The sequence below is a fragment of the Emticicia sp. GW821-FHT11C11 genome, assembly GCF_058808615.1.
Genome location: NZ_JBXARV010000003.1, coordinates 1 through 19,464, shown reverse-complemented (window position 1 = coordinate 19,464; position 19,464 = coordinate 1). Strand labels below are relative to the sequence as shown.

General features: G+C 42.5%; 15 protein-coding genes, 2 tRNA genes and 1 rRNA gene. 7 read left to right on the top strand and 11 right to left on the bottom strand.

What is annotated here, in order from left to right; translation table 11 throughout:
- Window positions 1-131 precede the first annotated feature (131 nt).
- From odhB to AC1RRY_RS15230, 6 genes are all read right to left on the bottom strand, one after another.
- On the bottom strand, window positions 132-1,703 hold the full coding sequence (odhB, locus tag AC1RRY_RS15255) for a 2-oxoglutarate dehydrogenase complex dihydrolipoyllysine-residue succinyltransferase (protein ID WP_492823088.1): 1,572 nt from the start codon (window positions 1,701-1,703) through the stop codon (window positions 132-134).
- Between the two features lie 57 nt (window positions 1,704-1,760).
- Window positions 1,761-4,556 (bottom strand): 2-oxoglutarate dehydrogenase E1 component, encoded by a 2,796-nt coding sequence (locus AC1RRY_RS15250; RefSeq protein WP_492823090.1) that lies wholly within the window; start codon window positions 4,554-4,556, stop codon window positions 1,761-1,763.
- A 327-nt stretch (window positions 4,557-4,883) separates the two neighbouring features.
- A complete protein-coding gene (locus AC1RRY_RS15245) occupies window positions 4,884-5,780 on the bottom strand; it encodes a type IX secretion system membrane protein PorP/SprF (protein WP_492823092.1) in 897 nt (298 codons plus the stop codon).
- A 50-nt stretch (window positions 5,781-5,830) separates the two neighbouring features.
- Window positions 5,831-6,751, bottom strand: coding sequence for a ribokinase (rbsK, locus tag AC1RRY_RS15240; RefSeq protein WP_492823094.1), 921 nt, complete (start codon window positions 6,749-6,751; stop codon window positions 5,831-5,833).
- Between the two features lie 20 nt (window positions 6,752-6,771).
- Window positions 6,772-7,767 (bottom strand): GRP family sugar transporter, encoded by a 996-nt coding sequence (locus tag AC1RRY_RS15235; RefSeq protein ID WP_492823096.1) that lies wholly within the window; start codon window positions 7,765-7,767, stop codon window positions 6,772-6,774.
- Window positions 7,768-7,798: 31 nt separating this feature from the next.
- Complete coding sequence (locus tag AC1RRY_RS15230; protein WP_492823098.1) at window positions 7,799-8,782, bottom strand: nucleoside hydrolase; 984 nt, start codon at window positions 8,780-8,782, stop codon at window positions 7,799-7,801.
- 185 nt (window positions 8,783-8,967) lie between these two features.
- Here AC1RRY_RS15230 and AC1RRY_RS15225 point away from each other — a divergent pair, with 185 nt between their 5' ends.
- Entirely contained in the window at window positions 8,968-10,344 is a 1,377-nt protein-coding gene (locus AC1RRY_RS15225; protein WP_492823100.1) for a glycoside hydrolase family 30 protein, read from the top strand.
- A 49-nt stretch (window positions 10,345-10,393) separates the two neighbouring features.
- On the opposite strand, the gene miaA is transcribed toward AC1RRY_RS15225, so the two are convergent.
- Both miaA and AC1RRY_RS15215 read right to left on the bottom strand, forming a co-directional pair.
- Complete coding sequence (gene miaA / locus AC1RRY_RS15220) at window positions 10,394-11,320, bottom strand: tRNA (adenosine(37)-N6)-dimethylallyltransferase MiaA (protein WP_492823102.1); 927 nt, start codon at window positions 11,318-11,320, stop codon at window positions 10,394-10,396.
- Window positions 11,313-12,200, bottom strand: a complete 888-nt coding sequence (locus AC1RRY_RS15215; RefSeq protein ID WP_492823104.1) for a PDDEXK family nuclease — start codon at window positions 12,198-12,200, stop codon at window positions 11,313-11,315. Before AC1RRY_RS15215 ends, miaA begins: the two co-directional genes overlap by 8 nt.
- 105 nt (window positions 12,201-12,305) lie before the next feature.
- Between AC1RRY_RS15215 and AC1RRY_RS15210 the strand changes: the two genes are divergently transcribed.
- The 3 genes from AC1RRY_RS15210 (at window position 12,306) to AC1RRY_RS15200 (ending at window position 14,430) form a co-directional block, all read left to right on the top strand.
- Entirely contained in the window at window positions 12,306-13,001 is a 696-nt protein-coding gene (locus AC1RRY_RS15210) for a hypothetical protein (protein ID WP_492823106.1), read from the top strand.
- 85 nt (window positions 13,002-13,086) lie between these two features.
- Window positions 13,087-13,860: a formylglycine-generating enzyme family protein gene (locus AC1RRY_RS15205; protein ID WP_492823108.1), complete on the top strand. Its 774-nt coding sequence runs from the start codon at window positions 13,087-13,089 to the stop codon at window positions 13,858-13,860.
- A 162-nt stretch (window positions 13,861-14,022) separates the two neighbouring features.
- Window positions 14,023-14,430, top strand: coding sequence for a MaoC family dehydratase (locus AC1RRY_RS15200; protein ID WP_492823110.1), 408 nt, complete (start codon window positions 14,023-14,025; stop codon window positions 14,428-14,430).
- 62 nt (window positions 14,431-14,492) lie between these two features.
- On the opposite strand, the gene AC1RRY_RS15195 is transcribed toward AC1RRY_RS15200, so the two are convergent.
- Complete coding sequence (locus AC1RRY_RS15195; RefSeq protein ID WP_492823112.1) at window positions 14,493-14,669, bottom strand: histone H1; 177 nt, start codon at window positions 14,667-14,669, stop codon at window positions 14,493-14,495.
- Between the two features lie 237 nt (window positions 14,670-14,906).
- A complete protein-coding gene (locus AC1RRY_RS15190) occupies window positions 14,907-16,169 on the bottom strand; it encodes an aminotransferase class I/II-fold pyridoxal phosphate-dependent enzyme (RefSeq protein WP_492823114.1) in 1,263 nt (420 codons plus the stop codon).
- A gap of 264 nt (window positions 16,170-16,433) precedes the next feature.
- Here AC1RRY_RS15190 and AC1RRY_RS15185 point away from each other — a divergent pair, with 264 nt between their 5' ends.
- The 3 genes from AC1RRY_RS15185 (at window position 16,434) to AC1RRY_RS15175 (ending at window position 18,368) form a co-directional block, all read left to right on the top strand.
- On the top strand, window positions 16,434-17,942 hold the full coding sequence (locus AC1RRY_RS15185; RefSeq protein ID WP_492823116.1) for an acetyl-CoA carboxylase biotin carboxylase subunit: 1,509 nt from the start codon (window positions 16,434-16,436) through the stop codon (window positions 17,940-17,942).
- A 176-nt stretch (window positions 17,943-18,118) separates the two neighbouring features.
- A tRNA-Ser gene (locus AC1RRY_RS15180) sits at window positions 18,119-18,206 on the top strand.
- Window positions 18,207-18,294: 88 nt separating this feature from the next.
- Window positions 18,295-18,368, top strand: a tRNA-Pro gene (locus AC1RRY_RS15175).
- Window positions 18,369-19,228: 860 nt separating this feature from the next.
- On the opposite strand, the gene rrf is transcribed toward AC1RRY_RS15175, so the two are convergent.
- Window positions 19,229-19,340: ribosomal RNA gene (gene rrf / locus AC1RRY_RS15170) — 5S ribosomal RNA — on the bottom strand.
- Window positions 19,341-19,464 lie beyond the last annotated feature (124 nt).

Genomic DNA, 19,464 nt, shown 5'->3' with positions numbered 1-19,464 from the left:
TTAGGTATTCTAAATACCTAAAAAAAGGTAATTATTCCAAATTATTAAAGAAGTTTCTTCATTATACCCTAAAACAGAAACGGCCATCATGAAAATTCACGATGGCCGTTTCTGTATATATGTAACAACGATTATACGCCTAACAGAATTCTGCTTGGATCTTCTAATAATTGTTTTACTCTCACTAGGAAACTAACTGAATCTTTACCGTCAATCGTGCGGTGGTCATAACTCAATGCCACATACATGATCGGACGGACAACAACTTCACCATTTACCACCACAGCCCTTTCTACAATATTGTGCATACCCAGAATAGCCGACTGCGGTGCATTGATGATTGGTGTTGATAACATAGAACCGAAAATACCGCCATTTGTGATGGTAAAGGTACCACCGGTCATTTCCTCAATGGTCAGTTTGTTGTCTCTTGCTTTACCGGCCAGACGCACCACTTCAGCTTCTATGCCTGCAAAGCTCAGTTTCTCTGCATTTCTGATTACCGGAACCACCAGACCGCGAGGTGCCGAAACGGCGATAGCAATGTCTGCGTAGTCGTTATAAACAATCTCGTCGCCATCAATGTAGGCATTCACCACAGGGAAGTCTTTCAAAGCAATAGCACAAGCCTTTGTGAAGAACGACATAAAGCCCAGCCCTACCCCATGTATTTCTTTAAATTTATCTTTATACTTCGCTCTCAGATCCATGATAGGCTTCATATCCACCTCATTGAAAGTCGTCAGCATGGCAGTTTCCTGCTTCACTGCTACCAGACGTTTCGCAATGGTTTTGCGCAGGCTTGTCATTTTCTCTCTGCGGGATATTCTACCCTCAACACCCGATGCCAAAGGTGCATTGGCTGACGGCGCTTTAGACGCAGCCGCTGGTGCAGCAGGAGCACTTGGTTGTGGTGCCGATGTAGCTTTCAGTGCATCTTCTTTAGTGATACGGCCGCCAATACCCGTACCCTGTACATTAGCCGGATCAATGCCTTTTTCAGCCAGTACTTTAGCGGCAACAGGTGACGGATGCCCCGCTGCATAGCTATTGCCCGAATCGGCAGGAGCTTGCGCAACAGCAGCCACAGGTTTTTCAGGGGCAGGAGCCGACGCACTTGCAGCGCCAACAGCTATTTTTGCCACTATGCCTCCAATAGGCACTACATCGCCTGCCTGGGCAACGATAGTCAATACCCCGCCTTCTGGTGATGGCAATTCAAAAGTAGCTTTGTCAGACTCCAGTTCGCAAATCACCTCGTCCATCTTCACAGTGTCACCATCTTTTTTGCTCCATGAAGCAATGGTCACTTCTGAAATTGACTCCCCTACTGCCGGTACCACTACATCAATGGTTTTTGAAGACGCCGGAGCGGCTTCAGGTGCAGGAGCGGCTGCTTTTGCTTCTTCCTTAGGCGCTTCTGCCGGAACAGGCGTTGCTGCAGGAGCGCTATCTTTAGCGTTATTATTTGAATCTTCAATCTTGCAAATCAAAGCGCCTATGGGTAAAGTGGTACCCTCGGCCGCTACTATTCTTAAAATACCGTCGGCTTCTGCGGGGAGTTCAAAAGTGGCTTTGTCAGACTCCAGCTCACAGATTACCTCGTCCATTTTTACAAAGTCACCATCTTTTTTTGTCCAAGAAGCGATCGTTACCTCGCTTACTGATTCGCCCACCGAAGGGACTTTCATTTCTATTGCCATAACTTGTTTTTATTGCTAAGTTATTGATATCGATATATTTACTATTCTTACGATTTCTTATTTTTCAAAAGCCTTGTCTACTATTTCAGCCTGTTCTTTGGCGTGAACCTTGGTATAACCTGTAGCAGGTGAAGCACTCGATTTACGGGCAATTACATTACCCACGCCGATCTGAGGGAATTCTCTCAATACGAACGACCAGTACCCCATGTTTTCAGGTTCTTCCTGTACCCATATCACTTCCGGCTTTTTGTATTTCGCCAGATGCGCTTCTATCTGTTTCGCAGGGAATGGGTGTAACTGTTCTACACGTATAACAGCCACATCGGTGCGTTTATCTTTTTGTTGCTTATCGAGCAAATCATAATACACTTTACCGCTGCACAACAATACGCGTTTCACCTTTTTAGGGTCAGCGTAGTCATCACCGATAGTCTCCTGGAAGCGCGTACCTTCAGCAAAGTCTTCAATTTTAGAAATGGCCATCGGGTGTCTCAACATTGACTTAGGCGACATGTGAATACATGGCTTGCGGAATGGCAATGCCAGCTGACGGCGCAGCATGTGGAAGATGTTAGCAGGAGTAGTACACACACACACATACATATTGTATTCAGCAGCCAGTTGCAGAAAGCGTTCAGGGCGGGCATTTGAGTGCTCAGGCCCCTGGCCTTCATACCCATGCGGCAACAATAGCACCAGTGCGTTCATACTGTTCCATTTAGACTCAGAAGCTGCAATGAACTGGTCAATCATAATCTGCGCTCCATTCGAGAAATCACCGAATTGTGCCTCCCAAATAACCAATGCATTAGGGTTAGCCATTGAATAACCATACTCAAAGCCCATTACACCATACTCGGCAAGAAGCGAGTTGTATATTTCAAATTTACCCTGCTTTTCGTCAATGTGTGCCAGATTGGTATACAACTGGTTGGTGTCGGCATCGTGCAGTACTGCATGGCGGTGCGTAAAAGTACCGCGTTGCACATCCTGACCGGTAATACGAACCAATTTACTTTCATCTAAAATGGCTCCATAGGCCATTAACTCTCCTACCGACCAGTTGAAAGGTTTTTCCTGTGCAAAAATGGCGCGTCTTTCTTCCAGTACCTTTTCAATCTGTTTCAAAGGTTTGAAGCCATTCGGCACGTTCGATAGCGCCTTCCCGATTTTTTCAATCGTAGCCACAGGAATACCCGTAGCAGGTGATTGTTCGAAATCTTCAGGAACTGAGCGGCGAAGTTTTTCCCAGTCTTCTTCCAGCTTAGGCTTCTGATAGGGCAGTTGTTTTTGTTTTACTTTGGCAAGCAGGTCTTGCAGTTCACCTTCAAATTCTTTTTTAAGTTCTTCCGAAAACTTGGCATCTGCTTCTCCACGTTCCATCAACTCCTGCAGATAAATTTCTCTTGTATTCGGATGACTATCAATCATTTTGTACATGGTTGGCTGTGTCATACGTGGTTCGTCTGATTCGTTATGACCGTATTTACGGTAACAAATCATGTTCACGAACACATCACGGTTAAATTCCTGACGGAATTCCGTAGCCAGTTTCATGGTATACACAACCGCCTCAGGATCGTCACCATTAACATGGAAGATAGGCGCATCGATAATTTTGGCAATATCAGTACAATAGATAGATGATCGCGCATCCTCAAAGTCGGTAGTAAAACCTACCTGATTATTGATTACAAAATGTAGCGTTCCACCGGTGTAATACCCGGGCAGGTTCGACATCTGCGTTACTTCATATACAATACCCTGACCGGCAATGGCGGCATCGCCATGAATGATAATCGGTAGAATCTTATCGTAGATATCATCACGGTCGTTAGGTTTTATAGCTGCTTTCTCATAGTGTGCATCAGCTCTGGCACGGGCATAGCCTGTTACGACAGGATTAACTGCCTCCAGGTGTGACGGATTTGGCATCAATTTCAGGCTTACTCTTTTGCCTTCCGGAGTTTCTACCTGGCTTGAGTATCCCATGTGATATTTCACGTCGCCGTCGGTATAAGCATCCAACTGAACGTTTTCTTCAAACTCATTGAAAACCTGCTCGTATGGTTTTTGCAGAATATTGGTCAGAATATTCAGACGCCCCCGGTGAGCCATACCAATCACCACTTCTTCAACACCCAGCTCTGCCCCGCGATTAATGACAATATCCAATGCCGGAATGGTAGATTCTCCCCCTTCCAATGAGAAGCGTTTCTTACCTAAGAATTTGGTATGCAGAAAGTTTTCAAAATTTACCGCCTCATTCAGTTTCTCAAAAATGCGCAGCTTTTGTTCGCGCGTTGGCGTAAAGTTCAGGTATTCCTGTTCTATTTTTTTACGCAACCAGTTTTTGGCCTGACGGTCACGGATAAACAAATATTCAAAACCTATTTTACCCAGATAAACTTTTGTAAGGGCATCAACAATTTTGCGTAGGGTAGCAGCTTCACCAAAAAGCTCTATCCCGGCTTCAAAAACCGTATCTAAGTCAGCTTCTGAAAGATTAAAGTCTTTCAGCTCAAGCATCGGCTTGCGGTCTTTTCTTGGCCCGATCGGGTTTATTTTCGAAAGCAGGTGTCCACGGGAGCGATACCCTCTGATCAGGTGAACCACTTCCATTTCCTTACGCGTATGTTCAGCACTTGCAGTTGTGATATCGGCAGGTTTGGCAGTTACTCCATTAGCGCCGTTCGAATGTCCATTTCCACTATAAGCCTGATGAAATTCAAAACCTTTAAAGAAATTCTGCCAGCTTTCGTCAACTGAAGACGGGTCTTGCTTGTATTGTTGGTAAATAGCGTCCAATGCGGCTACGTCAGCATTGGCGATGTACGAGAATTGATCCATTGAAAATTTTAAAAATTATTGAATTCTCGTTTCGGAAAACGAGAATATATAGTCGCAAAAACTTTATAAAGTCTACTCTGAAACGTGGAAAATCTTAAACTCCGCGAGTCTTCAGACAATCCTCTTTTCAAAACGATGCAAAGTTACAGTAAGGTATCCAATAAAATAACAATTTTTTTACTAAAATCATTGTCAATCGGATGAAAGGAAACATAATAATTGTATTTGAGCCTAAAACCATTTTTTGTTGGTCGCTTTCATCATTTGATAGCTGTCAACAGGGCATCTGGCACAAACAAAAATCCCTCTTTGAGGAGGGATTCGGTTTTAGTAATATTTCATACGGCTGACACGACGGCTATCCTGATTTAAAAACTCATAACGCAAATACAATTGAAAAATACCTCTCTGCTGGAAAATCTCCTGCGATCCTGAACGCGTATAAGCCAGCGGCTTGAAATCATAAGAACCACCCATACGGAAATTTTCGCCCAGTTGAAATTCTACCATCGGCAATACCTTATTTACTTTTCTATCCAGATGTGTTTCAGACCTATACAATATGCCTAACCCAATATTTTGCTTCAACCAGACTTTAGCCGTCAGGTATACATTTGCTTTCTCTCCTTTATTCGTCTCTACTGTGCCGCTTACATTCAGCATTACATTCTCCCGCTCCCCTAACGATGCGCCTATCATTGTATAAACAGGTTTCTTGCTGTTATAAACACCATCGCCAATTAACCACACCGGTTTAGAGATACCAATAAAAAACTGGTCTGTTGATATCAAACCTCCTAATCCTAAATAGGGATAGAATTGCTTTGCTCCCTGCGCACCAATTAGCAGGGGTTGATAAATAAAGCCTGCATCAGCACCGACTGCTATAGAAAAGGCATCGCCCATCGACTGACGATAAGCATACGAAAGTTTGGCGCCGCCATTATCAAAACCTCTGATATTGCTGTTGTAAGCCTGCAAACCCAAACCACCTTGTCCGTCCTGAAAAGAACCGTCCATCGAAAAAAGCTGATAGATTTGTTGCGGGCGAAGCGTGCCGTTAAACTGATTCCCGAACATACCATTCAGGCTGAAGGTTTCACGCGCACCGGTCAGTGCCGGGTTTAAGGCCAGAAAATTAAACTGAAACTGATCTTCCAATGCTGTTTGGGCATTAACCACCGTAGCAATAGCTAAGAGGAATAAAAACAGGTATTTTCTCATGAATCGCCTCGTATCAATTATTTGTCAAAACAACAAAAATAAAATCATTTTTAGAAATAGAAGTTGGAAGAACATGATATTTCATGCTGATAAGGCGCTGAAGCCTGCGCCCCCATTCGGGTAACAGAAATCGATGCAGCTTTACAGGCCAGTTCAACGGCCGACCTCCAGTCTTTTTTATAGGCGAGCGCCACAGCCAGGGTGCCATTAAAAATATCTCCGGCTGCCGTAGTATCTATCACCTCAACCAGCTGGGTATCCATAAAAAAAGATTGATACTCGTTCCTGAAATAAGCTCCCCGCGCCCCGAGGGTTATAATCACATTCCTCACGCCCTTGTCCAGTAAAGCCTGTGCCGCTTCAACAGCCGAATCATCGTCTTTTACCTCAATACCTGTCAGTATGCCGGCTTCCGTTTCATTGGGCGTTATCAGATACAAAAGCGGATATATCTCCTGCGGCAATTCCTGTGCGGGGGCAGGGTTAAGAATCACCTTGCTTCCTGCATTTACGCCTGTACGGGCGGCAGCCATGACACTCGCTATCGGAATCTCCAATTGCATCAGTACTACCTCTGCTTCAGTTATTTCTGCGGCTGCGTTTCTGATATCTGCTTCCGAAAGCGTATCGTTCGAACCGGACGCAACTACAATATTATTTTCGCCGGCTTCATTCACAATAATCAGTGCCGTACCCGAGGCTTTTTCAGAATCTGTACTGATATAGGCGGTATTTATTTTTTCATTCCGAAAGCCCTCAATGGCTTGTTTACCGAAAATATCATCTCCCACTTTAGCAATAAATACTACCTCACCTCCCATTCTTGCCGCTGCAACCGCCTGATTGGCTCCTTTCCCACCGGCAAACATAAAAAATGTTCCACCCAGAATCGTTTCTCCGGGCTTGGGGAACCGGCTCGTTTTCACAACCATATCGGTGTTCGAACTGCCTATAACTACTATTTTAGACATACTATAAAAATTTGTGGATGTTATCTTGCTGCTATAATTAAACCCAAACCAATTATATAGAGCAACAGCATGGCATTCAATATGGTTGACGTACCTTTGGGTGCATTTCTGAATTCCTTCCAGATAAAAATACCCCAGATTGCTGCCACAACTGTAGCTCCCTGACCGAGCCCGTATGAAATGGCTGTTCCGGCTTTATCAGAAGCGATAATACTGAAGGCCATCCCGATACACCAGATACCCCCGCCCAGAATACCCGTCAGGTGATTCTTCAGATTTCCTTTGAAATAATCACTGTAACTAACAGGTGCGCCGACAAACGGACGGAACATCAGGAATGTATTAAACAAAAAATTGCTCAAAAAGATGCCGATTGAAAAAAAGAACACAGCCGTATATGGACTTAATTTACCGGCCTCCGGTACCAGAAAATTGGTAAACATGGCCTGCGCCACATACTTGTAGAAATACCCCATCAATACCCCTGCCACTACCGACAGTATCAGCCCTTTGGTTGATACGCCCTTGCCCTGAGCTACCGCACGACGGTAAGCGTAAGCATTCAACAAGATAGCCACTGATACCAACCCTACTCCCAGAAAGATAAATGACGAATTACCAACCGGATTATCGAGATAATTGACAACCACACCAATTACCAATGCCAGCCCTATCCCAACCGGAAAAGCCACCGCCATGCCTGCAATGGCAATAGCAGCACCTAAAAGAATATTGGCTGCATTGAACACCACCCCACCCAAAATAGCCGAACCGATATTGGCAGTGTCGGCCTGTTGTACGTCTGCCACAAAACTTCTGCCTTCGTTTCCGGTACTACCGAGTGTAAAAGCGAAGAAAGTAGCCAATAGCACAATACCGATTACGTAGTCCCAATAAAAAAGCTCAAACCTCCATGAGGCCGCTGCCAGCTTTTGCGTATTGGCCCATGAGCCCCAGCACAACATGGTAATGATACAGAATAGTACTGCAAGCGGGTATGTTTCTATGATGAACATTTTTCCGGATGATTAGATGTGAAACTTTCGTTTATTTCTTCTTAGGCTGATGCATCATATAATCTTCAATGATGGTTGCCACTTCACTGGCTGGCATTTTTTCGGTCAGGTACATAATTTTATCGCCCGGTGCCAACACATTCGTGCCATCATCTTTAATTTCCAGATTTAACTTTCTGTATGAGAAATAAGGCGCTATACCCTTTACAGCTACCAGCACTGCGGTCTGGTCCCAACTATTTCGCCCGATTATATTTTTGTCTTTGGTAAGCGCTACCTGATACGCGTCTTTTACAGGGCTATTCTGAATACTTTCGTTATTAATCAATCTGATACCCGTTCTTACTTTCTCACCAATCTCAAAACCACTCAATAGCATCGGCGTATTCCATTCTGTAAATACCTTTTGCGAAGCTTTGGCATCAATATGTACATTAAACTCACGGAAACGTTGATCCTTATTAAGTCCGGCAGCCATTGAAACCAGTAATTTCACTTTCTTCTTAACCAGGTCTTTCCCAGATAGTTTCGAAAATTCATCAGGTTGAGAATCCAGCAAATCGGCCAGGTTGGTGAAGAAACCAACGGTAATAATGGTTACCGACTGATCAGGCTGCTTGGCCAGAATCTTTCGATATAGTTTTACTGCTTCTGTGGCTTCTGCATTTGACTTGAGTTTATGAGGGTATTTGTCAACAATAAACTCTGCCCATTTCTGTGAGCAGTTCATATTGGGTTTTTCTCTTTTTGTAATTCCTGTAGGAATATCCGGCCGACCGAAGTACGTGTTCAGAATGCTGATGGTAGGCACTGTTGTTTCAAAAGCATTGCAGGAGATAGTGGCCAGAATCTTCGCTTCACCGGCATCGGCTAGTGCATGCAGTAAAGCCATAGCTCCTACGTCATCATAATCGGGGGCTATGTCAGTATCAAAAATAACCGAAACGGGTTTGGTTTTCTGTGCAGAAACGCAAAGGCATAGCATGCAAAGTATTGTGACTAGAAACTTTGGCATTGGTATAAAAGGTTTTAGGCTGAATTTATTCACCAAAAATAAAAAATAAAAGCAAATATTAAAACAGATATTTCTGGTAATAAATACTCAATCAGTTATATAGAAAATTGAACCAATTCAAGCAAAAGATGGCTTTATCTCATATTTCTCTCTAACTTGCCTGTTGAAAATCTCAATTACAATCTATGAAAAACCATCTTCTTCTATTACTCTTATTGACTTCTTTATTCACCAAAGCCCAACAGGTGGACGTGTGGCTCACCAATGCCGATAAATCTGCTCTGTTTCAGAAGCAAAACCAGACCCTGAGTTTTGGCAGTGAAAAAACCGATGGCCCAACCATTTTTGTAGATGACACAAAGCGATTCCAGCACATGGATGGCTTCGGGTTCACGCTCACAGGCGGTAGTGCCACGCTTATCAATCAGTTGAATGAAACTGAAAAGTTGGCCTTATTGAAAGAGCTTTTCGCCACAAACGGCAATAATATAGGTATTAGTTATTTGCGTATAAGTATTGGAGCCTCAGACCTGAGTGAACATGTGTTTACTTATAACGACCTTCCGAATGGAGAAACCGATGTTAATATTCAGAAATTCAGTCTGGCAGAAGAGCAGAAAGACCTGATTCCGGTATTGAAGCAGATTCTGAAAATAAACCCGGCAATTAAAATATTAGGTTCCCCTTGGACACCTCCTGTATGGATGAAGACAAACGGTAACTCAAAAGGCGGTAGCTTAAAGCCGGAATATTATCAGGCCTATGCGCGGTATCTTGTGAAATACATACAGGAAATGAAAAAAGAGGGCATCAGTATTGACGCCATTACCTTACAGAACGAACCCCTACACCCGGGAAACAATCCCAGCCTGTTGATGTTACCGAGTGAGCAGGCAGCATTCATCAAAAAAAATCTGGGTCCATTGTTTAAGTCGACAGGTATTAAAACAAAGATTATTCTTTATGATCACAATGCCGACCGCCCCGATTATCCGATTAGCATTCTGAATGACCCCGAAGCCCGCAAGTACATTGACGGCTCGGCATTCCACCTGTATGGCGGTACGATTGAAGCCCTTACTGATGTGCACGAAGCACACCCTGATAAGCACTTATACTTTACCGAGCAATGGATTGGTGCTCCGGGCAATTTTGCCGGAGACCTGAAATGGCATATGAAAAACCTCATTATCGGAGCACCGAGAAACTGGTGCAGGAATGTACTGGAATGGAATCTGGCTGCCGACCCTAAACAAAACCCGCATACAGAGGGTGGTTGTACGGAATGTCTGGGAGCTATAACCATCGGAAAATCTGTTGTCAGAAATCCGGCGTATTATATAGTAGCCCATGCTTCGAAGTTTGTTCGCCCGGGTTCGTTGCGCATCGCATCCAATATTACTATGTCGCTCGCCAATGTAGCCTTTAAAACCAATGCCGGTAAAACCGTGCTGATTGTATTGAACGAATCTGACAAAGCTCAGTCTTTCACTATTTCATATAAAGGTAAAACTCTCAATCAGGCACTAAACGGAGGCTCAGTGGCCACTTATATTTGGTGATGAGGTTTTTCAATCCCCTGCCCAACTGTGGGGAGGGGATTGAAAAACCTTAACCAATTTCCCGTATCATCTGCTCAGTAAGATTCTCAACAGTATCCATTCCATCAAGCCAGTGAATGGGCAGATCTTTTTTCTCCATACTTCTGAAAAACGTCATTTGTCGCTTGGCAAACTGATGAATGGCCACTTCCAGTTTTTTTGCCATGTCGTCATAACTCATTTGTTTCTGCAGATACTCAGTAATGAACTTGTACTCAAGGCCATAAAAAATCAGTTTTTCCGGACTGATGCCGGCATCCAGCAAAGCTTGTACCTCAGTTATCATTCCATCGGCGAGTCTTCTAAACAATCGCCGTGTGATTCTCTCTCTGCGGACTTCTGTCGGAATCGATATTCCAAAAATAACAGCATCATAAGGTGTTCGGACGGATTCGCTTTCTGTATTATGCAAGCTATTGAATCTGGCTACCTCAATGGCTCTGATTAACCTCTTCTTGGTAGAAACATCTGCGTCAGGATAGAAAACCGCGTATTCCTGTTTAAACAAGTTCAATATATACTCATGGTCTTTGGCCTCCAGTTCTTTTCTCAATTCGTTGTCAACTGGTACTTGCGTGTGCTGATAGTTTTTCAGGACAGCCTCAATATACATACCCGTGCCTCCACAAAGTATCGGTATTTTTCTCCTGCTCGTAATATCCTCATAAGCAGTCAGAAAATCTCTCTGGAAGCGAGCCACATGATAATCTTCCCCTGCCTCTACCACATCAATTAAGTGATAGGAAATGCTCTTCCCCGATTGATGCGTATATTCTTCAAGGTCTTTACCGGTTCCTATGTTCATTCCGCGATATATCTGCCGGCTATCGGCACTGATAATTTCTCCGTCTATTCTCAGAGCCAGTTCTACAGCCAATCTGGTTTTACCCGACGCCGTTGGCCCCAAAAGCACTATCAGTCGCGGTTTATCACTCATCAATTATGTCTTTTAGTTTTAGTAAGTATTTCCAGCTACCGGCGTTCCATACTTTTTTATCATACCTGCTTTCGCTTATATTGCTCCGAATTCTGTTCAGGTTTTCATCCAGACTAAATAATTGCGGTGGTATTAAACCCTGTCGCTCAAAACCCAATTTGTCATAACTGGCACCGTCTGACCAATCGGTATCTGCATAGGTCATGATATCGTCAGGGGCTTGCTCTTTTATGAACGCCTGCAATAGTTTGTCAAACCCGCCCACTACGGTAAATCCTTTCAGGTTAGCAAAACGGATGAGCTCAAAACTGCGGTAAGAGACACCTTCTCTTACAAAAGTCCGGGCTGTGCTGAATGAAGCTACCGCCATCAGTAGTTCGTCAGTGGTATCATTTGTTTCAGATATATGCTGCGTAAATATATTTTTTTCTCTGTCTATTACCCGGTAATATCTCGCCGGTAAATATAGCCCGTATTTGAATTTAGCCCCGGTGGAAATCTGTAGGTGGTTTTCTGTCAGAAACTCGTCCAACACCGGTTTATCGATGCGCCTACTCCTACACAAACGTGCCGGAATAGTAGCCGATTGACCCAGAACTGACAGCAGTCTGGACTGCACAATAGATTGATGCGTATGCCAGAGGTCTTCCCACAAATGCACAATTTTAATACCCATTTCTGCAAAAGAAATTGTCAGGTCTCTGAAGAATGTTCCTTCCTGCACTTGTGGTTCTAAAGTGATACAGTGAATAACCGTTTGCTTCTCTGGCAGGTAGATACAAACAAATGGCGATGGCGGAAAGGCCTCAGGATTATATAGATATGGTGTGGAGCTATTTTGCTGAATGAATGCTGCTATTTCGATTGATAATGATTTCAAATTTTTAATAAATTTTTAAAAGATTTCTCTCAATTTTTCTAATGGATATACGTTTCATTAACAAAACACCTAAAAAAACTGCAAGAACCTACTAATTCGTTTTTTATGAAGGCTTTACGTTTTTTTGTCTGGATGCAGGGAATTTTACTTTTCTCACTTTCAACCTTTGGTCAATCAACACGTGCCTATCTGCTGCAGGAGGCCGATGAATATTTTAAAGCAGGCCGTTATTGGGATGCTTTTTTCCGTTATCGCGAGTGTGCTAAATTACCGGAATTTCAATCGGAAAGCAAAATTTCTGACCAGATTACCAATTCATCACATGCGCTGCATCTGACCAAAAAGTTTCAGGATTACGCTGCGCTACGCCAATACGAGCCTGCCAAGAGCAATCTGATCGAGCTCATCGGTATTAATCCGAATGACCCGAACCGTGGCCAGTTGCCTCAGATTACCCTGGCACAAGGGGCTGAATTACAACGTTTAGCCTGGCGACAAACGACACCACAAGCTACGGCAGATATGCTCAAAAGAGCTATTTTGTTTTATCACCAGGCCGTGAGAGAGGGGCTGATGGCCGAAGCCATTGCCACTACCATCAGACAATGCGAAGCTTCTATTAAAGATACAGGCGTTACAGACAATTCACCTGTATTGGTAGCAGAACCTTTACAGAAAACTGTTACAGTTCCTGTACAAAACCAGGTTCCGGCAGCCAGCCCGAAAAAAGCAAGTGCCATTCCGCCGATGGTTATTATTCTTCCGAACGGGCAGAGTACTTCTGTTTCAAAACAGAACTAAGGATTTGAATCGAATAAATTCAGAAAGATAACACTCTATGATAGTCTTATTTGCCCCTACTGAATATTTCTAACAAATATCATGTATGACTAATTTTGAACTGTTTTTCTCTGGAATTAATTATCGATTTCCGATGATTTATGTTGAAGGAACAAAGGCTGTACCTTATTTATTTGGTGTAGATGATGTAAAACTTGAAGTGCATATCAAAGATTTTTTCATTTCACAGTTTCAAGTAACGCAAGCACTATGGGAACACATTATGCAAATAAACCCGTCTTTTTTTAAGGGGCATAATCTACCTGCTGAAAATGTTTCCTATAATACTATCACGGAAAGGAATGGTTTTCTTGATAAACTGAATCAACATAATGAGGTACAGAAAACAAAAAGATTTAATGCTGAATTCCGCCTACCCTCAGAAACAGAATGGGAATATGCAGCAAGGGGTGGAATAAAATGGAAAGACGGATTTCAATTCAGCGGAAGTAATTTGCTTGATGAAGTGGGTTGGTACGAACTTAACAGCGGTAAATATGATGATCCTTCAATTATAGCCCAATTAAGAAATCATGAAAAGGGCACGAAAACACATGAGGTAGGATTAAAAGCGCCAAATCAACTAGGCATTTTTGATATGTGCGGTAATGTGTGGGAATGGTGTCAGGATTATTTTCAAAGAGATATAAATAAAATACCCAAAGATGGTACACCCTGCTTAATTGCAAGTGACGACAGGGTATTAAGAGGAGGATGTCATCACAATGGGGCCATCCATTGTACGGTTTCTAAAAGATATGAAATTATGCCTGATTTTGCGGATGAATGCATAGGTTTTAGAATAGTCATTTCTGCATAAAGGCAAAAGAAATGGGCATGCAAAATCTCCGGTGCATGCCCATTTTTATTTGGCATATATGCACGAAACCGGCAATAATAAAAGATACATATGCAGGCTATTTACAATACTGATGTAATGAATGCATATATTTGCATTTTAATTGTTTAAAAATCTTTTCTTATGGCCTTAGAAATAGGAGATACCTATAAACATGAATTTCGTTTTTCACAGGAAGACGTACAGAAATTTGCTGAAGTAACCGGCGATAAAAACCCATTGCATCTGGATCCGGATTATGCAGCCCAAACCCGCTTCAAACGCCCTATTATTCACGGGCATTTAAGCAGTAGTGTGTTTACAAAAGTATTAGGCATGGAGTTTCCCGGAGAAGGTTCCATCTATATGAAGCAGGAGACGGAGTATCTGTTTCCGATGTTTGTCGATACTGATTACGAAGTTATTTTTACGGTGATGACTGTCGACAAAGAAAAGCACATTGCCGAAATAGCCGGAGAAGTTTTCATTAAAGGCACGTCACGCCGAACCATCAGAGGGTTGGCTATGCTGATGCACCCTGAAAAAATATAAAGAGATAAGCTCGCAACCGGGCTTATCTCTTTACATTGACTCTTTACTCACATAAGTGGTTTTCATTGGCCGTTTTTAATGGCTTGCACTTCGGCTCTTGTTGCTTTTGCCCATGCTGCCAATTGAGCCATTCCGGCTCTTACTCTTGTGCCAGCAGCTTTATTGCCCTTGTCATAAAATTTGTCAAAATCTCCTGCTAAGGAAGCAACCAGGTCGTTAAGTTCTTTGTACTTATTCATGGTAATTGTAACGGATTTGGTTAATAAATTGAATTATTTACTCAAATGATGAACTAAAGTATTCGCAAGTTATAAATATTGCCAAAAACTACAAATTTTTCTATAGAAAATACTATCAAAAAAAGCATATTTATCCGCTTAAAAACAAAAAGTCAGGTTCAGACCTGACTTTTTGGGTTACTATACGTTAAAATCTTTTAAAAGAGGCTATTAGCACATGCTTTTAAGTATCATTATTTAAGCTACTGTAAGTGGGACATATTCACCGGCCTGCAATTTTGCCTGTACTTTTTCAAAGCAGTCCATAGTATATTCAACATCTTCGAGTGTATGGGCTGCAGTCGGAATAATCCGTAGCATAATAACGCCCTTAGGCACCACCGGATATATAATAACCGAGCAGAAAATGCCCATGTTTTCTCTCAGATCACGAATCAGATTCGTCACGGTTGGCAAGTCATAATTACCATGCAAAAACACAGGTGTAACCGGCGAAGTAGTATCACCGATATCAAAACCACGTTTACGGAAACCGTCTTGCAAAGCATTTACGATTGTCCATAAATTCTCTCTTAACTCCGGATGTTTTTTTATCAGCTCCAGACGTTTGATACCACCTAATACATAAGGCATAGGTAGCGCCTTGGCATAAGTCTGCGACCGCATGTTATATTTCAGGAACATCACCACATCAGGATCGGCAGCAATAAAGGCACCGATGGCAGCCATCGACTTCGCAAATGTACAGAAATGTAAATCTACTTCATCTTGCACACCAAAATGCTCAGGTACACCCGCTCCTGTTGCGCCCATTGTTCCAAAGCCGTGTGCATCATCTACCAACAAGCGGAAACTATATTTTTTCTTCAGTTCAACAATTTTATCCAGGCTGCCCACTTTACCAGACATCCCGAAAACTCCTTCAGTAATCACCAATACTCCTCCCCCTCTTTCATCGGCCAGCTTCGTTGCCCTCACCAGGTTTTTCTCAAGGCTGTCCATATCATTATGCACATACTTATAGTACTCGCCACCTTTAGCTTTGTGCAGACGGATACCGTCTATCAAACAGGCATGGCTTTCGGCATCATATACAATTACATCTCTACGATCAACAATACACTCAATGACCGACATCACACCCTGATATCCGTAATTCAATAAAAACGAATCTTTTTTACCTACAAAAGCAGCCAGTTCTTTCTCAAATGCTTCATGTAATTCGGTGTTTCCTGTCATCATTCTGGCTCCCATCGGATACGCCAGCCCATACTGTGCCGTTGCTTCTGTGTCTGCTTCACGCACTTCCGGATGATTCGCTAAGCCCAAATAGTTATTCAAAGACCAGTTCAAAACACGTTTGCCATTAAACTCCATATAAGGCCCCAGTTCGCCTGTCAGTCTTGGAAAAGAATAGTAGTGGTGAGAATTAAGCAGTTTTGCCTGTGTACCGATGGGTCCTAAATCGCTAATTGTTTTGTCAAAAATATCTTTTGCCATTATGGTAAATATGAATGAAGGAACGTAATTGTTCGTTGTCTGATTGAATTAACAATAAAATGGTGAAGAAGTCTTCATTTTTTAACAAAAGTACCACTTTTTAGAATTGATAACAAACCCATATGAAAGGCACCGATTTTTTTTACGGAAATATCCAAGATTTTTGCTTTAAATTTCAAAATTACACAAGATTTTAATGTTACTTAGTAACTTAAAACCTGGCAGCCGATATGGTTTGCTCTAAAGAAAGCCCGCGATTTTAATATGCCGACCATCAGAAAAATTCTTGTAGCCAACAGGGGCGAAATTGCTTTGCGAGTTATGCGCACGGCACGTGAAATGGGAATCAGCACAGTTGCCGTTTTTTCGGAGGCCGACAGAAATTCACCTCATGTAAAATATGCCGACGAAGCCGTGTGTATCGGCCCTCCTCCTTCAAAAGAATCGTATTTATTGGGTGATAAAATCATTGCCATCGCACAAAGCCTTGGTGTAGATGCCATTCATCCCGGCTATGGATTCCTTTCTGAAAATGCCGGTTTCTCAAGAACCGTAAAAGAAGCCGGCTTGATATTTATTGGTCCATCGGCCGAGTCTATCGAAATAATGGGAGATAAACTCTCTTCAAAACATGCGGTAGCGAGTTATAATATCCCGATGGTGCCGGGTACACCTGATGCCATTACAGACCGCGAGGCAGCGAAAATTAAAGCAGCAGAAATCGGTTATCCGATTCTGATAAAAGCCAGTGCAGGTGGGGGTGGCAAAGGTATGAGAGTGGTTGAACGCGAAGAAGATTTCGACGAACAAATGGACAGAGCCGTCGGTGAGGCGATTTCCGCCTTTGGCAATGGCTCATGCTTTATTGAAAAATATATTACCAAACCCAAACATATTGAAATACAGGTAATGGGCGACCAGCACGGAAACGTGGTTTATCTCTTTGAACGTGAATGCTCTATTCAGCGCCGTCATCAGAAAGTTATCGAAGAAGCGCCATCTGCGGTTCTCACTCCTGAAATCAGAGAAGCCATGGGTATTTGTGCAGTCAATGTTGCGAAAGCCTGCAATTATTACGGTGCCGGTACCGTAGAGTTTATTGTGGACGAAAATCTGGATTTTTACTTTCTGGAAATGAACACACGCTTGCAAGTGGAGCATCCGGTTACTGAATTGATTACTGGTATTGATCTGGTAAAAGAAATGATATATGTGGCAGAAGGCAAACCGTTGAGTTTCCGCCAGGAAGATTTGCAGATAAAGGGACATTCTATTGAAGTACGGGTTTGCGCTGAAGACCCTGCCAATAATTTCCTGCCAAATGTGGGCACTTTACAGACCTACGTACGCCCGCAAGGCAATGGTGTACGGGTTGATGACGGCATAGAGGAGGGTATGGAGATTCCGATTTATTATGACCCCATGATCGCCAAGCTTATCACCTACGGACACGACCGCACAGAAGCCATCGAAAAGATGATTCGTGCCATTGATGAGTTTAAAATTACAGGTGTGGCCACTACCCTGCCCTTCTGTAAATTTGCTTTACAGCATGAAGCATTTGTGAGTGGTCGTTTCGATACACGGTTTGTTGGTCTATATTTCTCACCTGAAGTACTACAACAACCAGTCGACAAAACCGAACTGGAAATTGTGGCAGCACTAGCCGTTAAATTGATGAGAAACAAAACCAAGGTTAAGGCTCCGGATAACAATGGGCAAGGGCTGCAAAGCACTAGCCAATGGCGTAAGAACCGGGCAAAATTCAGATAAAGCGTTACAAAACTTCATTCATATCGGAAGATATTCGAATCAATTTTAACACAATTCAAAGAATACGGCTGGTACTACAGAAGCCTAATGGTTTTTAAGAAAAAAAACGATAAAAATTAGCTTCTGGTTTTGTTAAAACAAAATGAGCCTGTATATTTGCAATCCCAAACGGGAAAGGAGAGGTGCCTGAGTGGCCGAAAGGAGCAGTTTGCTAAACTGTCGTACGCCTAAAGTGTACCGCGGGTTCGAATCCCGCCCTCTCCGCGAGAATAAGTAGAAATTTTTAAATTTAATCTTTGCTTTAAAAATAAAAATCTTTACCTTTGCACTCTCAAATTTAGAGTACCACCCTCGGGGTGTAGCGTAGCCCGGTATCGCGTCTGCTTTGGGAGCAGAAGGTCGTCAGTTCGAATCTGGCCACCCCGACAAAAAAATCCTCTTAGACTAGTTCTGAGAGGATTTTTTGTTTTATATGAATTACGAATCAAACCAAGGAATTGTGGAGCGATGAAACAATTCAGAGGCTATCAAGTTTCGCTACATATCAAACATAGCTGATGGCATAGCCAAACTCGATAAAATGGTACAACAGAACTGGATTTAACGCTGATGGAACGTGGTTGATTAAAGAGTTTACCACTTTTGAATCAGAATACCGAATGAAAGAATCAATCGCCTCTAATACAAATACTTCACAATCAATTGCAGAGTACTAAGGAGTCAATGGAAAATGTATACAGAAATGTCACAAGAGTTATCTGAGTGACTTCATGCCAAAGACTAACTTATCTTGTACAGAATACAGATAAATACGTCTCCGTTGATGAGTTCAAGCAACGCTAGACAATTGCGAGTAATAAAGCAGCAAAGGATGAAAAAGGAAGTATTGTAGCCCTTGTGATAGGAATTGCCATCGATACTTATCTTCATAAGAAAGTCAAAGCAATTACTTTGTTTATGGCTTCTAATATTAAGCTAATAATACTAACTACGCGTCATGGACAGACTTTAATGCTTCAGCTGAATTTTTCAATGCGAATATTAAGCATTCAGAAGCTCTTTCAGAGGTGTTAAGTAAATTTCATTCTTCTTCTACAGATTTACGAAAATCTATAATTATTTCACCACCCCACAACTTTTTGACTTGATCCCAAGTCAGTCCTTTTTCTGCAAAGTAACCCCTTTTTTTAACTACTCCCCAACTTTTTGGTTTGATCCTTTACGGGTCGGGTTGAGTAAAGGGCAAAAAAAAAGACCGCTACTTTCGTAACGGTCTTTAAATAAAAAACTGGCGTCTACTTACTCTCCCAAGTATGAACTCAGTACCATCAGCGGTGCGGGGCTTAACTGCTCTGTTCGGGATGGGAAGAGGTGTTCACCCGCCCAATCAACACCATGAAGATCTTCGTGATTAATCACTTAATATCTTTAAGGCCATCAGGCTATCGTTATATGACTTTAATGGAGAGAGAAAAAAACAGATAAAAAAATTAGGAGCCCTCGATTCATTAGTACTACTCGG